Genomic DNA, 24,050 nt, shown 5'->3' on the forward strand with positions numbered 1-24,050 from the left:
AAGTCATGGCCGACACCCCCTCCCTGATGAACGCCCTCATCAGTTCCGACGCCAGATTGAAGACAGACCGCAACGACTTCCCCACCGCCATGCAGCAAATGGGCTTTACGTCAGTTTTCGACATCGTCCGTCTATCCAAAGCAGCGTTCGCTCGCCAGCTCGCCCTATACAGCGACGCGAACGCCGATGTGGCCTACGACAATGCGATGAAATATGCGGCGCTCATTTCGCGCCTGTATCGGGAATACCAGACCTCTTCCGGCACGTTGCAGCAACTGGCTCAACGCAGTGGTGTGAGTTCGCTGGTTTCGCTGGGCGCTACCTATCAACGCATGTTCAATGAAAACTGGGACGAGTTCACCAAGGTCGGAGCCATTGCCGCCAACGATAGTCCGGTGGCCTACCTGACTGAACTGCGGAGATTTTCCCTGCAACTGGAAGCCACCAGTGAGGATCCCAAGCGACTGTTGATGGACCAACGCCGTCCTGACCTCAAGGACCTGTTGATCAGCCAGGAGAGCACCTTCACACCGAGACCAATGCTGGAAATTGTCACGCAGGTATTGGAAAGTCATCTGCGCACCTATCTGGATGGCAATCTTCCCGACAAAAGCAAATCCACCTATCAGGTACTGGCCGAACGGAGCTACCCCTTCGAACTGCCCTACAACTTCTATCATCACCAATGCCAACTTGGGCTCGCTGATAATAAGCCGCGTCTGGGCGAGTTGAATTACCGGGCCAGTCTGTTGCTACCGATCAAACAGGTGGCAATCAATGACTATGGGCAATTGCAGCAACCGGCGCTACAGGCACAACGGTTGCTGTGCGGGTTGAGCCCACAACAACAGCAATTGCTGCTCGCCCCCCCGGTGTTCAGCCATTTTTATCTGACCCGCAGCAATCTCATCAACGGCTGGCAAAACCCTCTCACTGCCTACCTGCGGCCACATACCACACCAAGCAGATGTTACTTGCTCCTGTCCGGGCAGCCCGACGACGTGGTCGCGACTCCGTTGGCGGACGCACCAACGAATCAAGGCGGCTCCAAAACCGTTGTCTCACTGACCTTTCGTAAAGACGACAAGACCGTGCCTGCCAGTATCGATCTGAGCTCTAACGTGCCGGACCTCACAGGGACTGGCTGGCTGATAAATCGTCTGCACGCTGCGATAGATAAACCCATCGTTGTGCATTTCCAGGCTGCCACCCTTCCCACGCCGACCGAGCAGGAATACACAGCCAGATTCGATCTGATCACCGCCACCGGGACGGTGGAGCAACCGGTCCGTCTGGCCAGACAGCGCTTCGCCTTTACGCTGGATGAGCAGTACCGCCTGACGACGACAGAAAAGAACTTTTTCAAAGGCGCCTACGGTGTCGAAGTCACCAGCGATGCGCCTGTGCAGCAATTGACCCTGTTGACCGACTTCATGCAGCACACTGGCCTCACCGCTGAACAGGTCGAGCAACTTGTGGCCCGCCGCAGCTTTGCAGTGCGATTGTCGCCCAATTGTCCATACCTGCAGCCGACCCCGAACAGGATTGACCTGCTGACCGGGTCTTTTCCAAATCACTACGGTGCCTGCTACGTCAATGGCATCGGTCCCGGTGCTGAACTGTCCGACAACGCGCCGGAACCGGCCCCGGAAACAGACCTGAGCGATGAGTCAGACCACGCCATAGGACTGGAGCGGATAGCGTCGGGTGACAACACAAAATGGCGTCTGACCAAAACCTCACTTGATCGTCTCGATCGTCTTCAGCGGATGATCCGCCTGCAACGCTGGAGCGGCATTCCTTTCGCCGGGCTCGACACGTTGATCTGCAGTGCCATCCGCGCCGAGGGCGAATCAAACCTGGGCATGGAACTCAACGCAAACACCCTGCGTGCGCTGGGCGTCTATCGCTACCTGAACCAGCGCTACAGCATCGAACCTGAAGAGTTCGCGGCGCTGCTGCACGACCTCAGCCCCAATGCCAGCGGCAAGGACGCGGTGCCGTTGTTCGATCAAGTGTTCAACCATGTGCAACTGTTCGACACACCGCTGATTCTTGATCAAACACCCATCGATTTGACCACCCTCGATGCCGCGACGCAGAAAACCCTGCTGCAACTCTGTGCCGGGCTCGGTGTGCAACCCACCGAAGACTCTTTGCTGTTAATTGCCCGTCAGACCGAAAAGCACGTGGGCGCGCTCAAGCGTGACTTGCCTACCGTTTCCTCGTTGTACCGCCAGGCGCGGATAGCCCGGTTGTTCGGTCACTCGGTCGAAGAACTGCTGGCGTTGGCGGGACTTCTCGGAGGCTCGTCTTACAAAACCGCACTGGCCAGCGGCCGCTTGAGTGCAACGACCACGGAGGCGAATCCGGACATCCTCGATGTGCTGATGCAACTGGATTGGGCCTTCGCCTGGCTCAAAGACAGTCAGCAGACCGTGACGCAGGTATTGCAACGCCTGGGCATCGATGCCCAGCCAAATCCCGAAGAGCAGGAAAATGAACAGCAGATCAGATTGGCCGAGCAAGCTCCCCTGCCCGATGAGTTGCGGGCGCGTCTGACCACGCTGCAGAGCGATACGCGTCGCAGCCTGGCGACCGAGGCGCAGGTCAATGCGTTGGGTCTGCCACTGCAAGAGGATGGCAAACGCAAGCGAGGAGAAATCAACTGGTTTCAATTGCTGATCGAACACCATCTGATCACTGCTGACGGCCTGCTGTCTGGCCTTGATCGCACACTGACCCTGACAGATGAACCCGTTGCCTGGTTACAGGCCGATGTCGCGCAAGCGCTCAAAGGTCTAGGGCTGGCCCAACCTGTCAAAGATGCTTGCGCAGACAGACTCGTCAAGTTCCTGCTCGATGTGCATGACCGTCAGGCCCAGTTGCTCGAAGGGCTTTTCCAGGAAACCGCGAAACTCGCGCCGGATTGCTGCCGGGCGGTCATTCACTGGGCGTGGGCCACGCCCTATAGCATTTTGCAGCAAGCACTCAAGACCCCGCTGCCCCAAGCCTTGATCGAGGATTATCAACGGGTGGCTCGCCACGCCGAGATCGTCAGAGAGCTGCGTTTGAGCAATAGCGCTCTGCGCCTGTTTGCAATCAATCCGATGTGGCTGGGTGGCGCGGCATACGAGGAAGGCAGTAACAGCATGCCTTCGCTTTCCGATCTCTATCTGCTTGAACGCTTCAGTCATTGGTTCCACAGCCAGAGCCAGTCCGAAGACCATGTCCTGAGTTATTTCAGCTGCGCCAATCCAGCCAAGGCCCAATTGAAAAACAAGGCCCTGCGCCAGCTCGCCAGCGAAACGGCCGATGCTGCCCTTGCTCGTTTGCTGAACTGGCCGCAGGCGCAAGTTGCCGAGCTGACCAGCTCGCTCCCCGATAAACGCGCCACCTCGATGGCTCAAGTCGACTGGGTCCGTCGTTGCCAGGCCGCTTGTCAGGCCAGCGGCTTGGCCGCCAAAACCCTATTGCAAGCCACCGCGCTGGGCGAACAAAGCGATCTGCTGGCCTGGAAAGCCGTCGGTGAGGGAGTCATGGCCGCCCACTCTAACGCCGCCCCATCACGTGACAATGGTTGAGGAACGATCATGACGACTGCCTTCGATGCGCCGCTTAACGAAGCACTGCGTGACGCGATGCTCGCCCTGTATCTGCACGAAGCCATACCCAGCGATCCCTACCTGATCGAGCAAGGGCTGGCTCAAACGATCAAGACCGCCAACGACCTTTATGAATTCTGGTTGCTGGATGTACTGGTCAGCCAGGATGTCCCGACCAGTCCGGTGGCCTGCGCCATTGCCAGCTACCAACAGCAAATCAACAGCATGATGCTGAACCTGGAGCCCGGTTACAGCGATGAAAGCTTTACGCCTTTGCAAACCAGCACCTGGCGCGACGGCCTCAATCGCTACTCGATCTGGCCCGCCCTCCAGCAGTTGCGCACGTTCCCGGACATCTATCTGGACCCGACTTTGCGCCTGACCAAGAGCGCCAGTTTCGAGCAACTGGAGAATGACCTCAACCAGGCGCAGATTCAGCCCGAAACAGTACAAACCGCAGTGCTGGCTTACCTTGCCAGGTTCGAAGAAATTGCCAACCTGAAAATCTGCAATGGCTACATTGACGGGGAAGATTTTGCCAACAGTACTTATTATTTCATCGGCAAATCCCCTGCCGAAAATGCTTATTACTGGCGCTCACTGGACATGTCGCAGCGCGCGGTCAAAGCGCCCGCGAGTGCAGCAGGCGAAACCCCGGTCAAATATGACAAGCCGCTGCCCAATGCCTGGTCGGATTGGCAAAAAGCCAACGTGCCCATTTCGGAAAAGGCGCTGGAACACACCATTCGCCCGTGCTGGTTCAACAATCGTCTGTTCGTGATCTGGGCCGAGCTGGAGCTTCAGGATGCGGACGCCGTGCAGGCCCCCGTTGACGGCAAGGCCGACCAGAGCGTCAAGGTCAATCCCAGGTTCCGCCTATATGCCAGCTACAAGAAATATGACGAGACCTGGAGTACGCCGCGGGTCTATATCGAGAGTTATTGCCAGACCAAAGCGCTGATCGAAAAACCGCAGGAAGAAATTGCGGAGCAAACCCAGACCATTGCGGTGTATGACCACTCGACGTCACCTGAGTCGATGGTGCTCATGCTGTATTCGAACTATCAGGGCGTCCCTTCCGAGATTCCGGGCGATGCAGATACCTATGATTTTCTGCGAACGGTACAGATAGACAAGAACTTCAATGTGACACCGCTGCCACCGTCATTCGGTATGGCGCCGGAGGTCAGACCGGCCTCACCTCCCTCCGTCGAGGTCCTCAAGAACGGCGAAGCCCACGTGAGGCTGATCGGCAATATTTTCGCCAATGGCAACGCTGGTCGGTTCCAATACTGGCTTCCCTCCGGCACGCCAATGTTTGGTGCAGTGGAGTACCAGACACCGGATAGCGAAAAGACCACCTGGGATTATCAGGGGTGGCAGTCGCGAATCGAGACCAGCGTGAAAGACGTCGACTTTGTCTATAACCGGGCGGCGTCCAATATCGAGTTGACCGCAAGACTGGCGGCAGGATTCAACAACCTCCTGATTTTCAAACTTTCCGTCTTCGACAAACACGACGAAAACAAGGAGCTCATCAAAGTTACGCTGGTGTTCGATCCTTCGGAAAATCACCTTGAAGTTCCGCTACTTCCAGGCTCCATCATTGAACCTGTTGGTACCGACTTCATGGATGTCGCAGATACGGCATTCTGTTTCAAGGGGTACCCTGATCGGCTGCGTAGCTTGATCGCCGACCCTGTCGGGAATCCGACTGAATTTACGGTACCCGCCACCAAGCAAGGAGAAACGGCGTGCCTTGCAGGTAAACATGCAAATCGAAGGGTGCTCTATGAACTGATCGGCTCCAGCATGGTTTTGTTTACGTCCTTTTGGCGTTCTACCACCGATCACAATGAAATCGATCTTCATCCTTCAGCAGGGCGCTATAACAGCAGCGTGGGCTACCAGTTTTTCATCGCACACCCGCTGAATGTTCTGTCAACAAAGCCGCCTGAAACATTCAGCGCAATGCGCAAGCTGGCGTCTACAGCCATCGTCAATAGCCTGTCGAAGGACTCCTCGCTGACTTATTCGTTTTCGGTCGATCAATCCACCCTCCAGCCCGACGGCTGGCCAGTGGAGTGGCCTGAGGATCCAAAGGAACTGAAAATCCCGCTGATCTATGGTGTTCTGGTTTATCACGCAGGCTCCTTGGCAACCACGCTGATTGGCGGAGCACTCAAGGCGCTGACCGTTGAATGGGCAGAAGTGCCTCCCTCAAACTTGCAAATAGCGCCCAGCATCAACAGCATGATCGACCCGTCTCTGGGGGACAGCCCTTCTTTGGGCAAGGCGCAATTCATTGACTTCAGCGGCTCCGGCATCGAGTTGAGCGACGGGCAGGAACCCGAAGGATCACGTCGGGCCGCTGTGCGCATGAACACCACCTTCGCCCGGCAACTGATCAACCTTGCCGAAAGCGGCATGGAACCCCTGCTGAGCTGGGAAACCCAGACCCAGCACACAGAACCACCTATCCCGGACGGTCAGGGGTCGCAAGCCATGGATTTCTCGGGCGCTTACTACCTGTATTTCCTGGAACTGTTCCTGTACCTGCCCTGGCTGGTGGCCTACCGCTTGAACGAAGAGCAGCAGTACGACGAAGCGAAACAGTGGCTTGCGTATCTGTTTGACCCGACACGACAAAGCGCGGACCCGGGACACCCCGGTTACTGGCAGGCCGTACCGTTGGAGGAGCCGGTATGGCCCGGTCCGGTCGACCCCAGCCTGGCCATTCTGTACCCGGACGATCCGCATCAGATTGCCTTGAGTTTTCCGGTGCACTTTCGCAAGGCGCTGTGGAAACTGTTTATCGAGATCGAAAGCCGCCAGGCTGATCTGGCGTATGCAGAGTTGACGCCGGACGGCCTGGCTGAAGCCAAGATGCGCTACGTCCACATCATGGATCTGCTGGGACCGCGCCCGGATGTACGCCAGATCGACGAATGGTTGCCGCTCACGCTCGACGAATTGAGTTCGTCGAAGAATGTGCAACTGCGTCAATTCGAACAGCGCCTGATCAGCGCGCACCAGCAGCTGCAACAACAGCCACCTTTGCGTATCGGAAGGGCCCCGGCTTCGCAGCCTGCACCACTATTGTGTCTGCGGCCTGACGGCCATGACCCGCTACTGGCGAGCGCGGACACTGAGTATTTCCGTCGGCCCTTCAACCCCGAACTGATCATGCACTGGGATCGAGCCGAAAGCCGCTTGTTTAACCTGCGACATAACCTCGATATGGCCGGCGCTCCGCTGAACCTGCCGTTATTCGCCACGCCGCTGGATCCGCGCGCACTGCTCGCCGCGTGGGGCCAAGGCTTGTCCGGGGCAGCACTCAGCCGCTTGTTGAACCCGCAGATTCCCCATTGTCGCTTCAGTTTCATGTTCGCACTCGCGCAGAACGCGGTGGACAGCGTGATCGCGTTCGGCGCCACGCTACTGTCGCTGATCGAACGCAAGGAGCAGGCGCAGTACCTGGAACTGCAACAGCAGCAGGCGTGGAACCTCGCGGAGATGGCGGTGCAAATACAGGTTCAGGCCGAGAAGATTGATGAAAAAAACAAGGAGGCGTTGCTGGCGAGTCAGGACACCATTCTGGACCGAGTGAGTTATTACGAGAAATTGCTGAAAGACGGTGTCAGCACCTTGGAAATCGGCGCGGGAGCTTCTTACCTGCTGGGAAGTCTCGGCCAGACCGGAGCGACGATTGCCCACGGAATCGGCCAGGCAATGACTGTAGCACCGAACATATTTGGCATGGCGGCCGGTGGCGCACGCCTGGAAGGTGCTGCCAACGGCTTCGCGGCCCATATGCAAGCGTTTTCACACGTTGCGTATGGCGCAAGCCAAACCATGGATCGCATCGAACAATACCGGCGCCGCGCCCAGGAATGGACCCAGGCCCGCGACCAGGCAAAACTCGAAGCCGAGCAAATCAAGGCCCAGCTTGCCGTCTCCGACGAACAACATAAAGCCACGCAACTGCAACTGCGCCAGGCGCGAGCAGCACTCAACCAGGCCAAGGCCACCCACGATTTCCTGCTGAGCAGCAATCGTTTCAGCCGATCGCAGACCTACGACTGGCTCAACAGCAAATTCGCCGGTTTCTACCATACCGCCTTCACCAACGCACAATCGCTATGCCAGGCCGCTGAGGCCTGCTGGCAATACGAAATGGGCGATTTCACCCGAACCTTTGTCCATCCCGGCGCGTGGAATGCCACGTACCGCGGCCTCGGTGCCGGGGAAGAGTTGAAGATGAGCCTGCAACAGATGTACAGCCAGTACGTGCAGCACAACCGCCGCGATCTGGAAATCAGGAAAACCGTGTCACTGAAGGATTTGACCGGCAAGGACCCGAGTTCAACCATCAATAAACCGTGGGCACAGATCAAGCAATCGCTGATCGACAACGGCACGTGTGAATTGGAACTGACTCAGCAAATGTTCGACGATGATTACGCCGGGCAAAATCATTACCTGCGCCGGATCAAGACTATAAGCGTGACGCTACCGGCCGTGCTTGGGCCTTATCAAGATATTCGGGCGGTGCTGAAACAGACCTACAGCAAAGTTGAAATGGCCCCCACGATCGGCAGCAGCGTCAAAGAAAACCTGCGATCCAGTCAACAGATCGCCCTGTCGAGTTCGCTGGAAGACAACGGCATGTTTCAGCTCAACTTCCAGGACGAACGCTATCTGCCATTCGAATACACCGGCGCGATTTCACGCTGGATCCTGACGTTTCCCAAGGGTCAGGAGCACATACTCCAGCGCTTGCCCGACATCATCCTGCATGTGTGCTACACCGCGAGATGCGAAGGCGGTTCGCTATGAACGAACAGCCGCCGCCGCAACAGTCGACAATGCAGATCAACACACCGAGCCTGCCCAAGGGCGGCGGCGCCATCCAGAGTATTGGCAAGGGATCGGCCGGCGTGGGTACCAAAGGCACTGCGTCGCTGGAACTGTCGTTGCCGATTTCCACCGGACGCGGTTTTGCCCCGCCATTGGGTCTGGGCTATAGCAGTGGCACGGGCAACAGTTCCTGCGGGATTGGCTGGCAGTTGACGGTTGACGCGGTGACCCTGCGCACGGTCAATGGCGTGCCGACTTATGACGGCACTGACCAGGTCGTGGGGCCTGACGGTGATGTATGGCTGCCCGAGCGCAATGAAAGCACCGGTGAATTGATCTTCCGCACTACTGAGCAATACAACGGCTTGCCCCTGACGACAGCGTATGACGTCGTTCGCCACTGGCCACGGGTCGAGGGTGCATTCGCCTTGATCGAACATTGGTCGAACGAGACCGACAAAGCCGGTTTCTGGCTGATTCACGGTGCCGACGGCAGCCTGCATATCTATGGCACCACCGCCAATTCACGCCGGGCCGACCCTGCCGACCCGCAGCGCGTCGGCGTCTGGATGATCGACGAAAGCCTCAATACCCGCGGCGAACACATCATCTACGAATACAAGGCGGAAACCGAGCTGCCAGTCGCTCCGCAGTATCGCGACTATCGTGCTCAGCGCTATCTCAAACGCGTGTGTTATGGCAACGAAAAAGCCTCCGCGCACCTGTATGCCTGGGACAGCGGTAGCCGGGAAAAACAGTTGTGGCACTTTCAACTGGTGTTCGACTATGGCGAACGCAGCAGCGATCTGGAACAAGTGCCAACGTTTGAAGAACAACAGCCATGGGCCGAGCGCAGCGACCCTTACTGGATCTACGCCTACGGTTTCGAGCTGGGCAACCGACGCCTGTGTCGACAAGTGCTGATGTTTCATCACTTCCCCAAAGAGTTGGGTGACCATCCGGTTCTGGTGCAGCGCCTGCTCCTGCAATATCGCCTCAGCCCACTGGGTTACAGCCATCTGAGCGCGGCGCATCAGCAGGCCTATGGCGGCCTCGGCCAGATCGAAAGCCGACCGCCAATGGAGTTCAGCTACAACACGTTCGACCTCGCCCCGCAGCCGCAGGGCTGGAAAGAATTCACGGCCATGCCCGGCCTCGACGATGGTCATCAATATCAGTTGGTTGACCTGTACGGTGAGGGCCTGGCGGGTGTGCTCTGCCGTTATGACCACGGCTGGTATTACCGCGAGCCGTTGCGCGCAGAGACCGGCAGCGATCAGGTCGAGTACAGCGAGTGGAAACTTCTTGAAGGCGTGCCGATGTCCGACGCCGGCAAACCCGTGCATCAGTCGCTTACCGATCTGACCGGCGACGGCAAGCTCGACTGGGTGCTCGCCGCGCCGGGCATGTGCGGATTTTTCACCCTCGACCCAGACCGCAACTGGTCAGGGTTCGTGCCCTTCGATGCATTTCCCGGCGAATTTTCCCACCCGATGGCGCAGATCGCCGACTTGCTGGGTGACGGCCTGAGCGACCTGACGCTGGTCGGCCCGCGCAGCGTGCGTTTGTATGCCAATCGTCGCGCGGCTGGTTTCGCCGAGAGCGTCGACGTGCCGCATGCGGAAAAAACCGCCGCAGGCGATGATGATGAGCTGCCTGTGCTGAGCAATACACCGAGCGAAATCGTTGCATTCGCCGATCTCATAGGCAGCGGTCAGCAACATCTGGTGCGGATCCGTCATAACGAAGTCAAGTGCTGGCCGAATTTGGGACATGGTCGTTTCGGCAAGGGCTTTGTGCTGTGCACCCTGCCCTTCGCCTACGATGAATTCAACGCCTCACGGGTCTTGCTGGCGGATCTCGACGGCTCGGGTGCGGCTGACCTGATCTACATGGAAGCCGAGCGCCTGCGTATTTTCATGAACCATGCCGGCAGCGGTTTCGCCCAGACATCCATTGATCTTCCCTGGCCTGAGGGCCTCGCCCATGACGCGCTCTGGCAGGTCACCAGCGCAGATCTGCAAGGCCTGGGCTGCTCGAGCCTGGTGGTGACATTGCCGCACATGTCGCCCAGGCACTGGCGTTACGATTTCGTCGACGCCAAACCCTATCTGCTCAACAGAAGCTGCAACAACATGGGTTGCAGCGCCAGCGTGAATTACCGCAGTTCGGCGCAGGAATGGCTGGATGAAAAACGTGAGCAACAGGCAGCCGGTGTTGAAAATCCGCTGTCCGGCCTACCCATGGCCATGCACTTGGTACACGAGCAAATCCAACATGATGAGATCACCGGCAACACACTGACACAGCTCCTCAGCTATCGCGGCGGTTATTACGACCGTTTCGAGCGCGAATTCCGTGGTTTTCGCCTGCTGCTGCAAAGCGACACCGAAGCGTCAGCAACCGAGTTCACCGCGCCGATTCTCAGCAAGACCTGGTTTCACACAGGCGAAACCATCGACCCGTCAAGAACCGGTTATTACAGCCGTGACGATGATGCGGTCGATCTCAAACCCACACTGCTGCAGCTCTATCACTTCAATGATCGCATCGCGCAACCTTTCACCGAAGCCGATGAGGAGACTGCGCGAGAGATCGCCCGCACCCTGAGCGGCCGAGTGATGCGCTCGGAAGTGTTCGCCGCCGGTGACGACGCGGCGACCGCAGTCCCCTATGTGGTCCAGGAACATCGCTATGGTGCACGGGTGCTGCGCCCCAAAGGCAAGTACCAGCCTTATGCAGTGATCTTGCCCCTGGACGCGGAATCCATCAGTTATCAGTACGAACCGGCAATTGCCGACGATCCGATGTGCCAGCACCAGTTGAATCTGGAATGGGACCCCTACGGCCGTGTGGTGCATGCTTTCACGGTGAACTACGCGCGACGCAAAACCAGCAGCGATGCGCCGCCGTTCACTGAAGAGCATCAGCAGAACTGGTGGAAGGATGCTCATGACGATGCGCAACAAAAATGGTACCTGACGCAGCTCCGGTCAGAATCGATTCATTTGCCCAATGACGAGGCCTGGCGCCTTGGATTGCCCTGCCGCTTGCGCAGCAATTCGCTGGTGCTGGAAAAAGCGGCGCTGAGTGCCGCAACGATCCACCATGAACATATTTTGCTAATGGCCCGCGAGGATGGCGAATGGGCGCAGCAAGCAGTGTTGTCTGCATTGACGCTGCAGCGCTACATCGACCCTCGCAGCGGTGCAACGCTGGATCCGGGCGACGCGACTTTCGAGGGTTTGCCCGCCTACATGGAGACGGCCGAACTGGACGCCGTCGCCCTCAGCGCATATGACAAACTCGAGGTCGATGGCCAATTACCCTTCAACCTGAAAGAGAAACTCGAATCGCAGGAGGTCGGTTACCACATCATGCCGCTGTTCCTGCCCGAGCAAGACCACGGTCCGATCGATGATCCTGACGATGCGAAGAACTATCTGTGGTCAGTGCACAGAGGTTTTCCCACCTACCACACGCTAGACGGCTTTCATAACGTGCAGAAATACCGTGAAACCCGCAGTCACGGCGAAACCCTGATTACCTATGACGCGTATTGGTGTGTGACAACCGCCGTGACCTTACCGGACGGCTGCACTACCCGCAGCCTCGACGTGGACTACCGCACCTTCCTCCCTGCGGCCATTGAAGATGCCAACCGCAACCTGCAGGAAGCGCGCTACAACGCATTCGGCGAGCCGCTGGTGAGCAGTTTCCACGGCACCGAACTTGGAGAACCGGTGGGTTTTGACCCGCTGCAAACCTACGTCCCGCCGGCAGACCGCGACCCGGCCATTGCCATCGCCGATCCGAAACAAGCCATTGGCAACTTCGCCCGTGCCGCTTTCTGGGATACGTTCAGTTGGATGGGTTGCATCTCCCGCACGTCCTCACGCTCCCAAGAGTGGTGGGACTGGGCGAAAAGCCAAGGCTACATTCTGCCCGAAGGACACATTTGCGATCGCGCCCGACAGTACCTTGCCGCTGTGGAAAATCCCGATCGGAATGAAACCGAACTCCAGCAGCAAATCGATAATGCACAGCGTGAGCCCGTGTATGCCGTCTCTCTGGTGGCCGACCGCTATCCGCTTGATCCCGATCTGCAAGTGCGAGTCAGCATTGCTTGCCTGGACGGTTTCGGCCGCACTCTGCAAACCAAACATGAGGTCCCCCCGGGCGTGGCCTGGCAGGTCGATGACAACGGTGAGTTGGTCCTCGACGACAATGGCAAACCAATAGACGCCCAGGCCCAGCGACGCTGGCGTGTCAGCGAGCCAGTGGAATACAACAACAAAGGCCAGACTGTGCGGATTTACCGGCCCTACTTCGCCGATCAACCGCGCTACATCAATGATCGCTCGATGCGCAAGCATGCTTTTCACGACCAGCAGTTCTACGACGCGGTGGGCCGACCGACCGCAACCGTGCTGGCGAAGCAAATGCTGCAAGGCAATCCACCGACGCTCAAACCCCTGCGCCGGGAAGTCTGGTACTGGATCTGGTGTAACGTCGCCTTCGACGAAAATGACCTGTTCGACCCGCCACCGGAACAACGGCGACGCAACTGGTGGACAGGAAGGTGAGCAAGCATGCGCAGACACCGCATCTTAGCGTCACTGATGCCCGAGGCTTACCGGTGCGGCAGGTTGCCTACTGGCGCGAAGATGGCAGCGAATCTGAAGCGCGCATCACCGCGGTTCAGCATGACGTTGACGGGCGACGGGTGGCGCAGCGCGATCCACGATTGTTCGCCGACGCATCAGCCCCCGCCAATCTCAGGACGGTTTACTCACTGACCGGTCAGGTGCTGATCACGCTCAGCGTCGATGCCGGATGGCACGTCAGTCTGTGGGGCGAGGCGCGTCAACCGCTGCACGGTTGGGATGGCCGGGGTAGCGTGCGCAGCATCGAGTATGACGAACAGCTGCGACCACTGGCTGTGTTCGAACACGCCGATGACGGAAAACCTTTGTGCACGGAGCGATATGGTTATGCCGGCAGCAATCCGACATTTGCCACGCGGAATCAGTGCGGACAGATCATCCGCCTCGATGATCCGGCCGGCACGCAGTTGTTCGAACAGTTCGGATTGACCGGTGGAATCATCGCTCAGTCTCGACGCTTTCTGCGCTCACTCGACCCTCCTGACTGGCCGGTATCGCTCAGCGAGCGTGACAAATTGCTCGAAGACGCGCCTGCCGCCACGAGCTACTCGCGTTTCAACCCGCTCTCGGAAACCATCGAACAAATCGACGCCAGAGGACACCGACAGCTTTTCAGCCAGACCCTGGACGGCCAGTTGCGAGACGTTCGACTGCAATTGAAGGGCATCGCGCCGAAAACCCTGGTCGGCGCCATCCAGTACGATGCCCAAGGACATACCCTTCGGGAAACCGCTGACAACGGAGTGATCACCACATTGGACTACGCCGCCGAGGATGGCAGGCTGATCAGCCTGCAAAGCCAGCGCGGCAATGACATCCTGCAAGACCTGCGTTATGTCTACGACCCGGTAGGCAACGTGCTGAGTATTGAAGACGCCGCCCTCCCGATTCGATACTTTGCCAACCAGCGCATCGAACCGGTCAACCGCTACCGTTATGACAGTCTCGATCAGTTGATCGAGGCCACGGGTTGGGAGGCCGGTCAGACATCGAAGTTTTCACTGGCAGATCCTGCAGCGATCGCCAATTACACCCAGACCTATCACTATGACTGCGGTGGCAATTTGCTCAAATTGATCCACGACGGCCCACAAGGCCACGGTCACCGCCTGGTCGCCGCCAAGCACAGTAACCGCTGCTTGCCGGTGCGCGATGGCATGGACCCGGGCGAGGAAGATTTGCGCAACGGCTTCGATGCCAATGGCAATCTGCTTGGCCTGCAACCAGGACAGACTTTCAACTGGGACTTGCGTAACCGATTGCGTGAAGTCCGGCTGGTTTTGCGTGAAGACCGTTCGGCTGATAACGAGCAATACCGATACGCCGCAGACGGCATGCGCGTGCGCAAAGTGCGGCTGATGCAGACCAACGCTAAAACGCTGATGAACGAAGTGCGTTATCTGCCGAATCTGCAAATCCGTACCCACAGTGGTACGGGAGAAATACTGCAGGTGATCAGTGTCCAGGCCGGGCGCAGCAGCGTGCAGGTGTTGCACTGGGAATCCGAACCGCCCCAAGGCATCGACAACGATCAAGCGCGTTACAGCCTCAACGACCATTTGGGTTCCTGCACCCTGGAACTCGACGCCACGGGCAAGCTCATCAGTCAGGAGCGATACCACCCTTTCGGCACCACCGCGTGGTTTGCCGGGCGTAGCGAAATCGAGACAAGCTATAAAACGCTGCGCTATTCGGGCAAAGAGCGGGATGCGACCGGGCTTTATTATTACGGGTTCAGGTATTACGTGGCGGGTTGGCAGCGATGGTTGAATCCGGATCCGTCCGGGGCGATTGATGGTCTGAATCTGTTCAGCATGGTGAAAGGCAATCCGTTGGCCTACTTCGATACTGATGGGCGAATTCGTGAAGGCGTCAATGAGGAGTACCCGACTCAAGCGACCATCGGATCTTCGCCTTCGCCGCAATCATCAACGCCATTTTCAGCAAACTCCGTAATTAACGAAAGCACGAGATTTGGATTTCCTGATACACCACCATTGTCTCCAGAAGTAGCGAGCGCAAGCCACTCCATCGAAGTGTTGATGGAGAAAGTGCAATTGACCGATTCTTCGCTGAAGAACAAGCCAACGTCGATTGCAGATGATATTGGTGGTCGCCCTGCTATAGGCGGCGGGGGCGAAGGAGAAATATACGAAAGCGCCGACGGGAAACATGTCTATAAAAAGTTCAGAGGAGCCGACAAGCGAAACAGTATTCCGGGGTATGTAAAAACCGAAGCCGAGGGTTTCAATGCTTACTATGGAGCAGGCTCGGCGACGGCACTTATTGAAGACAATCAGAGTTACCTCAAGATGATAAAACTCGATGGCATCCCCCTCGGCGACATCAAGAAAGGTTCCATTCCGGCAAGCGGCGCCAATGCACTTTTGGAGATGTTTAATGAAATGGAAGCAAAGGACCTATATCACCAGGATGTACAGGACCATAATTTCCTCTGGTCGGAGAGAGATACTAAAGTTTACCCCGTCGACATGCAGCCGTTCCCCTTTGAGCTTGCCCAGTACACGATAGACTCATACGAGCGAAGTAAAAAACAGTTGCTGACTCAATTTGCTCGCAACGTGAAACGCTGACTTCCATTCCCTCAAGCCCTTGATGGAATGCGCGCACCTCAAAACATATGGAAGCCAGGTTGCTATTGCTTCAGATCGATGGGAAGAAAGCTAAACGGCACCTTCCGGTGCCGTTCGCTTCTTACATTTCCAACATCATTTACGCGCATCCGCCCAGGATTTCAGCAGTTCGCTATAGCTCACGGTTTCGCCCTTCGGCTTCTCGTTAGCCAGTTTCGGTTTCGGTGCGCCCGGCTGATCGAACCAGTATTGCGCATCGCGTTCCGGGTTCATCTTCGGCGCGCAAGTGGCCTGGGCCTTGGAGCGTTCGAGGCGTTCCATGATGCGGTCCTGATCCTTGGCCAGGCCATCAAGCGCCTGTTGTGGGGTCTTCTCGCCGCTGGCGGCTTCGGCGATATGGCTCCACCACAGCTGAGCGAGACGTGGATAGTCGGGCACGTTGGTGCCAGTCGGCGACCATTGCACGCGGGCCGGGCTGCGATAGAACTCGACCAGACCACCGAGTTTCGGCGCCAGATCGGTCATCGCCTGCGAGTTGATGTCCGACTCGCGAATAGGTGTCAGACCGACGATGGTTTTCTTCAGCGAAACAGTTTTCGAGGTCACGAACTGCGCGTACAGCCACGCCGCGAGTTTCTGTTTCTCAGGCGTGGATTTCATGAATGTCCACGACCCCACATCCTGATAGCCGAGCTTCATACCCTCTTCCCAATACGGGCCTTTAGGCGACGGCGCCATGCGCCATTTCGGCGTGCCGTCGGCGTTGACCACCGGCAGGCCGGGTTTGGTCATGTCGGCGGTGAACGCGGTGTACCAGAAGATCTGCTGGGCGATGTTGCCCTGCGAGGGCACCGGGCCGGACTCGGAGAAGGTCATGCCGGCCGCTTCCGGTGGCGCGTATTTCTTCAGCCAGTCGACGTATTTGGTGGTGGCAAACACGGCCGCCGGGCCGTTGGTGTCGCCGCCACGGGTCACGCTGGAGCCGACCGGGTGGCAGTCCTCGACGCGGATCCCCCACTCGTCCACCGGCAAGCCGTTGGGCAGTCCCTTGTCGCCGCCACCGGCCATGGAGAACCAGGCATCGGTGAAACGCCAGCCCAGCGACGGGTCTTTCTTGCCGTAGTCCATGTGGCCGTAGACGCGTTTGCCGTCGATTTCCTTGACGTCTTCGCTGAAGAATTTGGCGATGTCTTCATAGGCCGACCAGTTCACCGGCACGCCTAATTCGTAGCCGTACTTTTCCTTGAACTTGGCTTTCAGATCGGCGCGTTCGAACCAGTCGGCACGGAACCAGTACAGGTTGGCGAATTGCTGGTCGGGCAGTTGATAGATCTTGCCGTCCGGCGCGGTGGTGAAGGAGATGCCGATGAAGTCCTTGATGTCGAGGGTCGGCGAAGTGAAGTTTTTGCCCTCGTTGGCCATCAGGTCGGTGATCGATTCGGTCTTGCCGTAGCGAAAGTGCGTGCCGATCAGGTCGGAGTCGTTGACCCAGCCGTCATAGATGTTCTTGTCCGACTGCATCACCGTCTGCATTTTCTCGACCACGTCGCCTTCCTGCAGCAGGTCGTGGGTGAGTTTGATCCCGGTGATTTCGCTGAAGGCCTTGGCCAGCACCTTGGACTCGTATTCGTGGGTGGTCAGGGTTTCGGAAACGACCTTGATGTCCATGCCACGAAACGGCTCGGCGGCCTTGATGAACCACTTCAATTCTTCAAGCTGCTGTTCGGCCGTCAGGGTCGAGGGTTTGAACTCGCTGCCGATCCATTTTTTCGCAGCATCTTCGTAGGCGTCGGCCCAGGCAGATGCGCTCAGACCGCTGAGTGCCAGCATGGCTGCCAATGAAATGCTATGTCGCAGCTTATTGTTTTTATCGAACATAGAGACCTCCTGTTTAAGTTGTGGAGCCGCGTTGCCGAACGATTCGACTAGCCCCAACGCATCACAGCCAACAGCCACACCAGGGACAACGCGGACGCCACCCAGATGCTCCAGTCGGTGACGCCGATTACCAGCAAATGCAGGTAGGCGCTGCCGAGAAGACCGATAAACAAGCGATCGCCACGGGTGGTGGCAATCGGCAGAAACCCGCGCCGCAGAATGCTCGGCGAGCGCAATTCCCAGGTGGTCATGCCCACCAGAATCAGACCGATGCCGATGAAGAACGCGGCGGTCGGTGTCGTCCAGCTCATCCATTCCATCATCAGCTCCTCAGACTCGACCGAGGGCAAAGCCCTTGGCCACGTGGTTGCGCACAAACCAGATCACCAGCATGCCCGGCAGGATGGTCAACACCCCCGCTGCTGCCAGCACGCCCCAATCGATCCCCGATGCCGACACCGTGCGCGTCATCACAGCCGCAATCGGCTTGGCGTTGACCGAGGTCAGCGTGCGCGCCAGCAGCAGTTCGACCCAGGAAAACATGAAGCAGAAAAACGCCGTGACGCCGATACCGGAGCCGATTAACGGGATGAAAATCTTCACGAAGAACTTAGGGAAACTGTAGCCGTCGATGTAGGCCGTTTCGTCGATCTCCTTGGGCACGCCAGACATGAAACCTTCCAGAATCCACACCGCCAGGGGCACGTTGAACAAGCAGTGCGCCAAGGCTACGGCGATGTGCGTGTCGAACAGGCCGATCGACGAATACAACTGAAAGAACGGCAGCAAAAACACCGCCGGCGGCGCCATGCGGTTGGTCAGCAGCCAGAAGAACAGGTGTTTGTCGCCGAGGAAACGATAGCGTGAAAACGCGTAAGCCGCCGGTAACGCCACGCTCAGGGAAATCACCGTGTTGAGGCTGACGTAATACAGCGAGTTCAGATAGCCGGTGTACCAGCTCGGATCAGTGAAAATCACCTTGTAGTTCGCCAGCGTGAATTCCTGTGGGAAAAGCGTCAGGCCGCCGAGGATTTCGGTGTTGCTCTTGAACGACATGTTCAGCAGCCAGTAGATCGGCACCAGCAGGAACAGGATGTACACCAGCAATGGAATAAGCTTTCTCTTGCTCATGGCCGGGCCTCAGCGGTTGGCGTCGGAGTGCGTCATGGCGGTATAGAACAGCCAGGACACCAACAGGATGATCAGGAAGTACACCAGCGAAAACGCCGCTGCCGGACCGAGGTCGAATTGCCCTACAGCCATCTGCGTCAACGTCTGACTCAAGAACGTCGTGGCATTGCCCGGCCCGCCGCCGGTGAGCACGAACGGCTCGGTGTAGATCATGAAACTGTCCATGAAACGCAGCATCACCGCGATCAGCAGTACGCTTTTCAGTTTGGGCAATTGAATGTGGCGGAACACCGCCCAGGCCGAGGCGCGATCGATCCGCGCGGCCTGGTAATAGACGTCGGGAATCGCCCGCAGGCCGGAGAAACACAGCAGCGCGACCAGAGAAGTCCAGTGCCAGACGTCCATCACCAGCACCGTCACCCAGGCGTCCATGGTGTTGGCCGCGTAGTTGTAGCTGATGCCCATCGCATTGAGGCTGGAACCGAGCAGGCCGATGTCGGCGCGGCCGAAGATCTGCCAGATGGTGCCGACCACGTTCCACGGAATCAGCAGCGGTATCGCCAGAATGATCAGCACCACCGAAGACCAGCGGCCCTTGGTCGGCATGGTCAGCGCGACGGCGATGCCCAGCGGGATTTCAATCAGCAGCACGCACGCCGAGTAGATGAACTGGCGCAGCAGCGAGTCGTGCAGACGCGGATCAAGCAGCACTTGCTTGTACCAATCGGCACCGACGAAGTAGCGGCTGGACTGGTCGAAGATGTCCTGCACCGAATAGTTGACCACGGTCATCATCGGGATCACCGCACTGAACGCCACCAGCAGGAACACCGGCAACACCAGCCACCAGGCCTTGTTGTTCTGCACCTTGTTCATGGCTGCACCTCCTCGTCGCTGACTTCCAGGAGAAACTCATCGGCATAGACCATCAGCCATTGCGCCGGAAAACTGATGTAAGCCGTGCCTTGAGGCACCGGTTTGTCTTCAGCCAGGCGCACCTTCAACGGCGCGCCGTCGAGGCTGAGAGTCATGATCTTGTAGGTGCCGAGGTCTTCGACGTGTACGACTTTGGCCTGCATCGCGTCGTCAAACGGCTCGTCCCACACATGAATGAACTCGGGGCGGATGCCGACCTTGAGATTTTTCCACTGGCCGTGCTCGATATGGCGCTGCAAGGCGTCGGACAGCGGCAGGTGCGTCGAACCGAAACCGACGCCCCCGGGCTGCGGCTGCACCTCGATCAGATTCATCCCCGGGCTACCGATGAAATAGCCGACAAAGGTGTGGCTCGGCCGCTCGAACAATTCCCGTGGCGTACCGAACTGGACGATCTGGCCGCCGTACATCACCGCGATCTTGTCAGCGAAGGTCGAGGCTTCCAGTTGATCGTGGGTGACGTAGACCATGGTGATGTTGAACTGCTCGTGGATCTGCTTGAGCTTGCGCCGCAGCTTCCACTTCAGGTGCGGGTCGATCACCGTCAGCGGCTCATCGAAGAGGATTGCCGAGACGTCATCGCGCACCAGTCCACGACCCATGGAGACTTTCTGCTTTTCGTCGGCGGTGAGATTGCGCGCCTTCTTGCTCAGCAGATTCTGCAGGTCGAGCACTTCGGCAATTTCCTGCACCTTGCTGTGCACTTTCGCCTCGGCCATGCCCTGATTGCGCAGCGGGAAAGCGAGGTTGTCGAACACGGTCATGGTGTCGTAGACCACCGGAAACTGGAAAACCTGGGCGATGTTGCGCTTCTCCGGCGTGAGGTCGTTGACCGCTTTGCCGTCAAACAACACGTGGCCCTGGGACGGGCTGAGCAGGCCGGAAATGATGTTGAGCAAGGTCGACTTGCCGCAACCGGACGGGCCGAGCAAAGCATAGGCGCCGCCCTGCTCCCAGACGTGATCCATCTCGCGGATCGCATAATCCTCCGCGCCGCTCGGGGTTTTGCTGTAGCTGTGGGCGAGGTGTTGCAAACGGATTTCGGCCATCAGGCAACCCTCGCGACACGCCGGCCCGGTGCTTGCACCAGACGGCCCTGCGCATCGAAAACGAACAGTTTGTGGGTCGGGATATAGATGCGGATCGGCGCATCGACGTCGTATTCATGAACACCCGGCAAGTGCAGCACCAGCAGGAAATGCTCGTTGCGCACATGCAGGAAGGTTTCCGAGCCGCTGATTTCGGCGACCTCGACGGTCACGGCCAGTTCGAGATCGTCATCGTTGCTCGGCACCAGCGAGATATGACTCGGGCGTACGCCGAAGCGGAACTCACCCTCGCCCACCGGGCGCAGATCGACGTTCAACGGAAAGTGTACGAAGTTGGCGAAGCTGACTTCGTTGCCGGCAATGCGTCCCGGCATCAGGTTGATCGGCGGTTCGGAGAACAATTCAGCGGCGAGCACCGACTGCGGCTGGTGATAGACCTCGGTCGACGGCCCGCTCTGGATCACCCGGCCTTCGTGCAGGATGGTCGTGGTGCCGCCGAGGGCCAGCGCTTCGTTGGGTTCGGTGGTGGCGTAAATGGCGATGGTGTGGCGCGCCTTGAACAGCTCGCGCATTTCCTGACGCAGCTCTTCGCGCAGCTTGTAGTCGAGGTTGACCAACGGCTCGTCGAAGAGGATCAGTTCAGCATCCTTGACCAGGGCGCGGGCCATGGCCGTGCGCTGTTGCTGCCCACCGGAGAGCTCCAGCGGATAGCGCTGCAAGAACTTCTCGATGCGCAGCATGCGTGCGGTTTCCTGCACCTTGCTGTGGATGATCTCTTTCGAAATACCGGCCTGACGCAGTGGCGAGGCGATGTTCTCGAACACCGTCATGGTCGGGTAATTGATGAACTGCTGATAGACCATCGACACGTTGCGCAGCCGCACCGGGCGCTGGGTGACGTCGACACCGTTCATCAGCACGCGGCCGCTGTCGGGCTTGTCGAGGCCGGCCATCAGGCGCATGAGGCTGGTCTTGCCGGACAGGGTGCGCCCGAGCAGTACGTTGAAGGATCCGGGTTCGAATTTCAGGCACGCATCGTCGATCCAGATCTGGCCCTCGACGGTACGGCTGACGTGCTCCAGGGTGAGTGACATGGCTCGGCCTTTTTTATTTTTGGAGTCAAGCGACCGGAGCAACAGAGCGACATTCGTGCCAGAAATGGCAAGTGGTTGATTTGCCGTGAAAATCGTTGATTGCACGGGGAAATGGCGTTCACAGCTGAACACTTTTGAACAGTCGGAGTGATTGACAATGAACAATAGTGAACAACACTCTATGCACGCTTTTGCCCAATCCTGAATGCAAAATGGATCCCCTGTGGGAGCGAGCCTGCTCGCGAAAGCGGTGTGTCATTCAATGAATCCATTGACTGAACCGACGCTTTCGCGAGCAGGCTCGCTCCCACATGGGGATTTGTGTAGTTTTGAAGATCGGGCTCATAACAATAATAAAATCGCTGCACTCAGAGGCTCGCCCCATGGCCGCACCTGCTTCGCCGCTGTCCCACGACGCGATCGTCCAGACCTCCTGGCAACGTTGCCGCGCGTTCGGCCTCGACCACCAGAGCGCGCCGGCCTTCGATCAATTACCCGCCGCCGGCATTGCACGATTGCTCGACAGCCATCATTCGCTGGTGCAGACCACGCATCAGGAAGTCCTGCCCTACTACGAAAACATCCTCAGCAATTCCAACTGCCTGATCATGCTCGCCGACAATCAGGGCCAAGTGCTGACCTCGTGGGGCACGCAGCGCTTTATCGAACCGAATCTGGCCCGGGGCTTTCAGGCCGGGGCGAGCTGGATGGAGCGCAGCAGCGGCACCAATGCAATCGGCACCGCACTGGCCTGTGAGCAGGCTGTGCACATCGAACACGATGAACACTTCCTCAAGGCCAACCGCTTCATGACCGGCTCCGCCGCGCCGATTTTCGACGCCGAGCGCAAGGTCATCGCCGTGCTCGATGTCTCCAGCGACAGCTATCTGCCACCCTCGCACACCCTCGGCATGGTCAAGATGATGAGCCAGACCGTGGAAAACCGGCTGATCCTCAACCTGTTCCATGGCCAGCACTTTCAACTGACATTCAACACCGGGTTGAACAACCTCGACAGCCAGTGGGCCGGGTTGCTGATCTTCGATGAAAGCGGTCAAGTGCTGTCGGCCAATCGCCGCGCCGACAATTTGCTCGGTGTGCGTTTGTCGCGCGTCAGCGTTGAAAGCCTGTTCAAGGTGTCGCTGCTGGAGTTGATCAATCAGCCCGAGGGTCTGCCGTTTGCCCTGCAGACCTCTGGACGCAACCGTTTCCAGTGTTTGCTGAAACGGCCGAAACAGGCACCGGTGCAGGCGCGAGTGTTTGTCGCCGAGGACAAGCCTGCGTCAGCCAGTGCGATCAGTCTCAATACGCTGCATTTCGGCGACAGCCGTGTGGAAAAAGCCGTGCGCCAGGCCGAGCGTTTGCTGGAGAAAGACATTCCGCTACTGATTCACGGTGAAACCGGCGTCGGCAAGGAAGTGTTCGTCAAAGCCTTGCACCAAGCCAGCTCCCGGCAAAAACAGGCATTCATCGCGGTGAACTGTGCAGCGATCCCCGCTGAACTGGTCGAGTCTGAGTTGTTCGGTTACGAGAAAGGCGCGTTCACCGGGGCCAACCAGAAAGGCAGCATCGGCCTGATCCGCAAAGCCGACAAAGGCACGCTGTTTCTCGATGAGATCGGTGACATGCCGCTGCCAACTCAGGCGCGTTTGTTGCGCGTGTTGCAGGAGCGTTGCGTGCAGCCGGTGGGCAGTAGCGAGTTGTTTCCGGTGGACTTGCGGATCATTTCCGCGACCAACCGTTCGTTGCGCGAGCAGGTGCAACTGGGCCGTTTCCGCGAAGACTTGTACTACCGCATCGGCGGCCTGACCCTGGAGCTGCCACCGTTACGCGAACGCAGTGACAAGCAGGCGCTGTTCAAACGGCTGTGGGAGCAACATCGCGAGCCTACGCAATGGGCGGGGCTGAGCCCGGAGGTGTTGGAGCTGTTTGAAAAGCATCCGTGGCCGGGGAATTTGCGTCAGGTCAGCAGCGTGATGCAGGTGGCGTTGGCCATGGCCGAGGAACAACCAGTGCGACCGGAGCATTTGCCGGATGATTTTTTTGTCGATCTGGAGATGGAGCCGGTTGAGACGGCTGCGCCGCTGGGGCTGGATTTGAATGATGTTGAGGCGTTGAATCGCGAGTTGAAGGCGGCCGGGGGAAATATTTCGCATCTGGCGCGGCGGCTGGGGGTTAGCCGCAATACGCTTTACAAGCGGTTGCGGCAGGCTGAATGACAAGTTGTCTGGACGGG

At 58.2% G+C, this 24,050-nt stretch carries 11 protein-coding genes; 5 read left to right on the forward strand and 6 right to left on the reverse strand.

Annotation, left to right across the window (positions count from 1 at the left end; translation table 11 throughout):
• The first annotated feature begins 5 nt into the window (after nucleotides 1-5).
• Genes AB4O45_RS03200 through AB4O45_RS03215 form a run of 4 tightly spaced genes read left to right on the forward strand, consistent with a single transcriptional unit; the run spans nucleotide 6 to nucleotide 15,726 of the window.
• Nucleotides 6-3,584 carry a Tc toxin subunit A gene (locus AB4O45_RS03200; RefSeq protein ID WP_460161057.1) on the forward strand — a complete coding sequence of 1,193 codons (3,579 nt, stop codon included), beginning with the start codon at nucleotides 6-8 and terminating at the stop codon, nucleotides 3,582-3,584.
• Nucleotides 3,585-3,593: 9 nt separating this feature from the next.
• Nucleotides 3,594-8,444 carry a Tc toxin subunit A-related protein gene (locus tag AB4O45_RS03205; protein ID WP_460161058.1) on the forward strand — a complete coding sequence of 1,617 codons (4,851 nt, stop codon included), beginning with the start codon at nucleotides 3,594-3,596 and terminating at the stop codon, nucleotides 8,442-8,444.
• Nucleotides 8,441-13,051 carry a SpvB/TcaC N-terminal domain-containing protein gene (locus tag AB4O45_RS03210; protein WP_460161059.1) on the forward strand — a complete coding sequence of 1,537 codons (4,611 nt, stop codon included), beginning with the start codon at nucleotides 8,441-8,443 and terminating at the stop codon, nucleotides 13,049-13,051. The genes AB4O45_RS03205 and AB4O45_RS03210 overlap by 4 nt, the downstream gene beginning before the upstream one ends.
• A complete protein-coding gene (locus AB4O45_RS03215) occupies nucleotides 13,048-15,726 on the forward strand; it encodes an RHS repeat domain-containing protein (protein ID WP_460161060.1) in 2,679 nt (892 codons plus the stop codon). The genes AB4O45_RS03210 and AB4O45_RS03215 overlap by 4 nt, the downstream gene beginning before the upstream one ends.
• A gap of 135 nt (nucleotides 15,727-15,861) precedes the next feature.
• Here AB4O45_RS03215 and AB4O45_RS03220 read toward each other — a convergent pair whose 3' ends face one another.
• Genes AB4O45_RS03220 through AB4O45_RS03245 form a run of 6 tightly spaced genes read right to left on the reverse strand, consistent with a single transcriptional unit; the run spans nucleotide 15,862 to nucleotide 21,814 of the window.
• Nucleotides 15,862-17,604 carry an ABC transporter substrate-binding protein gene (locus AB4O45_RS03220; protein ID WP_016775286.1) on the reverse strand — a complete coding sequence of 581 codons (1,743 nt, stop codon included), beginning with the start codon at nucleotides 17,602-17,604 and terminating at the stop codon, nucleotides 15,862-15,864.
• 47 nt (nucleotides 17,605-17,651) lie between these two features.
• Complete coding sequence (locus AB4O45_RS03225; RefSeq protein ID WP_038861868.1) at nucleotides 17,652-17,924, reverse strand: DUF2160 domain-containing protein; 273 nt, start codon at nucleotides 17,922-17,924, stop codon at nucleotides 17,652-17,654.
• Nucleotides 17,925-17,934: 10 nt separating this feature from the next.
• A complete protein-coding gene (locus tag AB4O45_RS03230) occupies nucleotides 17,935-18,735 on the reverse strand; it encodes a carbohydrate ABC transporter permease (RefSeq protein WP_041477086.1) in 801 nt (266 codons plus the stop codon).
• Nucleotides 18,736-18,744: 9 nt separating this feature from the next.
• Nucleotides 18,745-19,611, reverse strand: coding sequence for a carbohydrate ABC transporter permease (locus AB4O45_RS03235; protein WP_007912484.1), 867 nt, complete (start codon nucleotides 19,609-19,611; stop codon nucleotides 18,745-18,747).
• A complete protein-coding gene (locus AB4O45_RS03240) occupies nucleotides 19,608-20,720 on the reverse strand; it encodes an ABC transporter ATP-binding protein (RefSeq protein WP_460161061.1) in 1,113 nt (370 codons plus the stop codon). The genes AB4O45_RS03235 and AB4O45_RS03240 overlap by 4 nt, the downstream gene beginning before the upstream one ends.
• Nucleotides 20,720-21,814 carry an ABC transporter ATP-binding protein gene (locus AB4O45_RS03245; RefSeq protein WP_016775291.1) on the reverse strand — a complete coding sequence of 365 codons (1,095 nt, stop codon included), beginning with the start codon at nucleotides 21,812-21,814 and terminating at the stop codon, nucleotides 20,720-20,722. Before AB4O45_RS03245 ends, AB4O45_RS03240 begins: the two co-directional genes overlap by 1 nt.
• Before the next feature lie 383 nt (nucleotides 21,815-22,197).
• Between AB4O45_RS03245 and AB4O45_RS03250 the strand changes: the two genes are divergently transcribed.
• Nucleotides 22,198-24,033, forward strand: coding sequence for a sigma-54-dependent Fis family transcriptional regulator (locus AB4O45_RS03250; protein WP_460161062.1), 1,836 nt, complete (start codon nucleotides 22,198-22,200; stop codon nucleotides 24,031-24,033).
• Nucleotides 24,034-24,050: the final 17 nt, after the last annotated feature.

The organism is Pseudomonas sp. S2_B10 (genome assembly GCF_054668425.1).

Bases quoted from the DNA above. Each gene is read 5' to 3' on its own strand.
- AB4O45_RS03200 (WP_460161057.1), top strand. From the start codon at position 6: ATGGCCGACACCCCCTCCCTGATGAACGCCCTCATCAGTTCCGACGCC.
- AB4O45_RS03245 (WP_016775291.1), bottom strand. From the start codon at position 21,814: ATGTCACTCACCCTGGAGCACGTCAGCCGTACCGTCGAGGGCCAGATC.
- AB4O45_RS03230 (WP_041477086.1), bottom strand. From the start codon at position 18,735: ATGAGCAAGAGAAAGCTTATTCCATTGCTGGTGTACATCCTGTTCCTG.
- AB4O45_RS03250 (WP_460161062.1), top strand. From the start codon at position 22,198: ATGGCCGCACCTGCTTCGCCGCTGTCCCACGACGCGATCGTCCAGACC.
- AB4O45_RS03240 (WP_460161061.1), bottom strand. From the start codon at position 20,720: ATGGCCGAAATCCGTTTGCAACACCTCGCCCACAGCTACAGCAAAACC.
- AB4O45_RS03235 (WP_007912484.1), bottom strand. From the start codon at position 19,611: ATGAACAAGGTGCAGAACAACAAGGCCTGGTGGCTGGTGTTGCCGGTG.
- AB4O45_RS03210 (WP_460161059.1), top strand. From the start codon at position 8,441: ATGAACGAACAGCCGCCGCCGCAACAGTCGACAATGCAGATCAACACA.
- AB4O45_RS03225 (WP_038861868.1), bottom strand. From the start codon at position 17,924: ATGGAATGGATGAGCTGGACGACACCGACCGCCGCGTTCTTCATCGGC.
- AB4O45_RS03205 (WP_460161058.1), top strand. From the start codon at position 3,594: ATGACGACTGCCTTCGATGCGCCGCTTAACGAAGCACTGCGTGACGCG.
- AB4O45_RS03220 (WP_016775286.1), bottom strand. From the start codon at position 17,604: ATGTTCGATAAAAACAATAAGCTGCGACATAGCATTTCATTGGCAGCC.